The sequence below is a fragment of the Mesorhizobium sp. M7D.F.Ca.US.004.03.1.1 genome, assembly GCF_003998635.1.
GTDB classification, from domain to species: Bacteria; Pseudomonadota; Alphaproteobacteria; order Rhizobiales; family Rhizobiaceae; genus Mesorhizobium; species Mesorhizobium loti.
Map to the genome: position 1 here is coordinate 1 of NZ_RZQG01001452.1, position 950 is coordinate 950.

Below are 950 nucleotides of genomic sequence, written 5' to 3' on the forward strand. Positions count from 1 at the left end.
GTGCATAAGGTTTGCGCGGCCCTTCGCGCTTTTCATAGGGCTTGCGCTCGCCTTCGGCCGCCATTGGCCGGTCGCCGCGCGGTGCATAAGGTTTGCGCGGCCCTTCGCGCTTTTCATAGGACTTGCGCTCGCCCTCAGCGGCCACCGGGCGGTCGCCGCGCGGTGCGTAGGGCTTGCGTGGGCCTTCGCGCTTCTCATAGGGCTTGCGCTCACCTTCAGCGGCCACCGGGCGGTCGCCGCGCGGTGCGTAGGGCTTGCGTGGCCCCTCACGCTTTTCATAGGGCTTGCGCTCGCCCTCAGCGGCCACCGGGCGGTCGCCGCGCGGTGCGTAGGGCTTGCGTGGCCCCTCACGCTTCTCAAAAGGCTTGCCTTCGGGGCGCGGACCTTTGCTGAATGGCTTGTCACCGCCCTTGAAGTCGCGCTTCGGCCGCTCGCTATCGGCAGCCATCGGCCGATCGCCACGCGGTGCGTAAGGTTTCTTGGCGCCAAAGGACGGCTTGCCGCCTTTGCCGGCGGCGCCATCACGGCTGCGCGGTGCCGCGGCTTTCGAGCCGCTTCTGACCGGACCCTTCTTGGGTCGGAATTTCTTGTCGTTGTCGTCCATGTGGCCTTTGTCCGTTTGCGCTGCTACAGCGTGGCGCATCCTTTTGGGCGCGCAACGAACGCTGTAGCATTTTTGATGTGGCGCATGATCATTTCCGAAAACCGAGTCCGATTTTCGAGGTCATGCGCTCAATAACAGGATCACCAGAGTTTGTCAGGGAAAAGTGGTGACCGGTTTTTCCGAAAGGACAAACGAAAACCAAAAGCCTGGAGCAAGTGCGGTTCATTCTGAAACGGACTTGCTCCAGCGAGTGGCGAGGAGATAATCGGAATGGAAATCGCGTGAAGCGGCCCGATTTCATGGCGCTGGCGCTGAAGGAGGCCGAAGCTGCCGCCTTGCGTGGCGA

Annotated in this window: 1 protein-coding gene and 1 pseudogene; both read right to left on the reverse strand. The window is 62.8% G+C overall.

The window, feature by feature from the left end:
• Positions 1-604: pseudogene (locus EN935_RS37875) on the reverse strand (RNA pseudouridine synthase); the annotation flags it as partial.
• A gap of 140 nt (positions 605-744) precedes the next feature.
• Positions 745-950 (reverse strand): hypothetical protein (locus tag EN935_RS41650; protein ID WP_206534691.1); only part of this gene is annotated, 206 nt, incomplete at its 5' end.